4 protein-coding genes are annotated in these 2728 nt (G+C 67.3%); all 4 read right to left on the minus strand.

Annotated features, from left to right (window positions below; translation table 11 throughout):
* Positions 1-152 precede the first annotated feature (152 nt).
* Positions 153-785 carry a hypothetical protein gene (locus IJH84_RS23570; RefSeq protein WP_295149146.1) on the minus strand — a complete coding sequence of 211 codons (633 nt, stop codon included), beginning with the start codon at positions 783-785 and terminating at the stop codon, positions 153-155.
* Positions 775-1818 (minus strand): hypothetical protein, encoded by a 1044-nt coding sequence (locus IJH84_RS23575; RefSeq protein ID WP_295149148.1) that lies wholly within the window; start codon positions 1816-1818, stop codon positions 775-777. Before IJH84_RS23575 ends, IJH84_RS23570 begins: the two co-directional genes overlap by 11 nt.
* Before the next feature lie 216 nt (positions 1819-2034).
* Complete coding sequence (locus IJH84_RS23580) at positions 2035-2313, minus strand: hypothetical protein (protein ID WP_295149151.1); 279 nt, start codon at positions 2311-2313, stop codon at positions 2035-2037.
* Between the two features lie 15 nt (positions 2314-2328).
* The gene (locus tag IJH84_RS23585; protein WP_295149153.1) at positions 2329-2655 is read right to left on the minus strand and encodes an SAV_915 family protein; all 327 of its coding nucleotides are present in this window, start codon (positions 2653-2655) and stop codon (positions 2329-2331) included.
* Positions 2656-2728 lie beyond the last annotated feature (73 nt).

Here is a 2728-nt window from a genome sequence, read left to right on the forward strand (position 1 = left end):
ATGCCCGGAGACTGTCCTTCAGCAGTTCCGGCCCGACCGCTGGATCGCCGCCCGCACGCCGTGCTCCACCGGGATCAGGTCGCGCTGACCAGCCCGCAAGGTCAAATCGCTGCGGCCAGATCGCGGCAAGGACCGCGGCTCGGCCGCGGGACCTAGTCCTTCCCGGGCGAGCGGGCGTTGCGGGCGGCTTCGGCCAGTTCGGGCCAGGTGCCTTGGGCCGGAAGGTTGATTTGGGCGCCGTTGGCCGCGGAGTGGCGCATACCGAGGTAGACGTAGTTCCACAGCGTGCGGTCGGATTCGATGAGGCTGATGGTCATCTCGACCGAGCGTTCCCGGTCCTCGAGGGACACTGTCGGCTGGTTGGGACCGTTCGCGTGCGCCTCGATCTTGGTGAGTTCGTAGGTGTTGACCCAGTACTTGCGAATCTTGAGCCAGTCGGATCCTGCAGTGACGACGTTGACCCGTCCGACATAGACGGTCCAGCCGTAGACTGCGGCGAGAATGATCCACACCGGCCAGATCTTGATAGCCGATAGTCCGTCGTACGCGATGACAGCCACCGCCACGAGTGCCACCGGGATCAAGCCGCCGAGCCACGAGAGGTACCGCTTCTCGCGGAAGTGGGCCCAGGCCGGGCCATGTCCCGGTGGCGGATCGGGCACTCGGCTTGGCTTCTTCTCGTTATAGCCCTCGGCCGTCTGCGTCGGCGCGTCCGGCGGAACCGGTTGTCCGGTTTCGGGGTCGGGACGCGGTGGCAGGTCGGCGGCGGTGTCGTCAGTAGCCATGCCGTGCTTTCCGGTATTCGTCGGACTTGTCATCAGGGCGGTCGCCGCCATCGTCTGACAGGTCGCGGTAGAGATCGCGTAGGTCGTGGTCTTGGAAGTAGTTGAACGCGGTCGTGCCCGCGAACCCTATGCCCAGCGTGGTCACGGTGATCGGGGCACTACCGGCCGATAGGAGGCCACCTCCGGTGAGCGCTGCCGCGGAGCCGGTCGATGCGGCAGTGCCCGCTGCGAGCCCGCCGAAGTTCGCCCAGACCGACTTGGCAACCGGTTTGCCATTCCAGATATCTGTCGCTGTGAACGCCGCCGCGGAGCCGACTGCGGCTACGTTGAACAGCTTGCCGACGCGAGCGAGGTTGCTGGTGCGCTGCCCCCCGGTCGTTGCGGCGACGCGGTCGAGCACCATTGCGCCGGCTTTGGTGCGGCCACCGCCGAGCAGTAGCGCCCTGTTGCTGTTGGCTGCTCGTTCGTCCATGCCGGCGTTCTTTAGCAGGGTTTCCAGCCGTTGCGCGCGTACCTCCGGGGAGACATTGAGGTCGGCAGCCTGCTGCTTGTACATGTTCGCGAAGGCGTACATGCTCTTGGAGTTCGCGGCGAGGCCGTTGGCGGCGGCTTGCGCCGTGCCTGCGGCGACGAAGCCGCGCGAGATCCAGGTCTGCGGCGAGCTCAGCAGCGCGTCGACGATGCCGTTGCTGCCGTCCATGCACTTGGCCAGCGAGCGGTGGGCGGTGCGTTCGAGGCGGCGCATGTCGTCGGCTTGGGCCTCGATCGTGCGGTAGGCGTCGTGCTTGTCCTCGAGCGCGTCCTGGTCCTCGCTGCGCGGGTTGAGCCCCGGCATGTCGCCGCCTGCCCCGGTCGGCGCGGTGGAAAGCGGGCTTCCGTGCGGTTTGTGGATGACCGTTCCGGTCACGGTGAGGCCGGCTTCGCGGGCCAGCTGGACGCATTCCTGCAAACCGCGCCGAACGGCGTCGATGTCCTCGGCGAACCGCTGCAGCCCCCGCGCGAGCCACTCGATGGCCTCGACGAGTTCGTCCACGTCGCGGACGGCGGTTCGCAGGTGCGAGCGGAAGGCGTCGGATGCGCGCCCGTGCCAGACGGCTTCCGATTCGGATGCGCCGTTGACCGCAGCATCAGCGGCGCTGCGGTTGTGCGCAGCGAGTTTCCGCAGCCAAGCGGAGAGTTGTCGGCAGGATCCGGGCTCGGATTTCACGTGGACATCGACGGCGCTGGACATGTGGTCCCCTCGGCTTCGTCAGTCGTCGGATGGCGTGGGCATACCGTTCGCGGCTTCCTCGTCGGCGCGCAGGTACTCGTCCCGGCTCGCACGAATGCCCTCGGCACTTTCGTGCAGGCCGCCACTGACGCCCGCGCTGGCCTGCGTCAGCCGCCCGAGAGCTTCGGCGACCATGGCGATCGACTCGCCCGCGTTCGCCATGGGGGCCTGTTCCATCGTGTCCAGGTTCGCGGCCGCGTCTTCCAGGCCGGTGGCCAATCCATCCATCTCTTCCGGGACGTTCATGAACCCGTCCAAGGCAGCGGCCCCTTTCTATTCCGGGCTGTCCTGTCGCTGGTCGTCGGGCAGCGGCACGTCTTGCAAGATGACCTGTGCGGCGACTTGCTCAGCGAGCTGCTGCACTTCGGCGCTGGGAACGCTGATCCACGGCTGCTGGTCCCCGCAACCCTCCACCAGCCGTTCCAGGCTCGTGTAGGTAACCAGAGCAAGCGCGTTCTCGGTGGTGTGCCGGAGTTCCAGCTGCACTTGTTGATCGTGGGGTGCGGCACGGGCACAGGGAATGAACAGCTCCGCGCCCTCGTCACCCAGCACAGCGGGCGCGACCGCCGCACCGTCGGTGGCGTGCTCCTCCGGCGGCATGCAGACCTTTCGCTGGCGGTGTGGACCGGCGGAGAACGGTACCGAACGACACCGATGCACTGGAGCTGAAACG

Source organism: Saccharopolyspora sp., assembly GCF_017434145.1.
Taxonomy (GTDB): domain Bacteria; phylum Actinomycetota; class Actinomycetes; order Mycobacteriales; family Pseudonocardiaceae; genus Saccharopolyspora_C; species Saccharopolyspora_C galaxeae.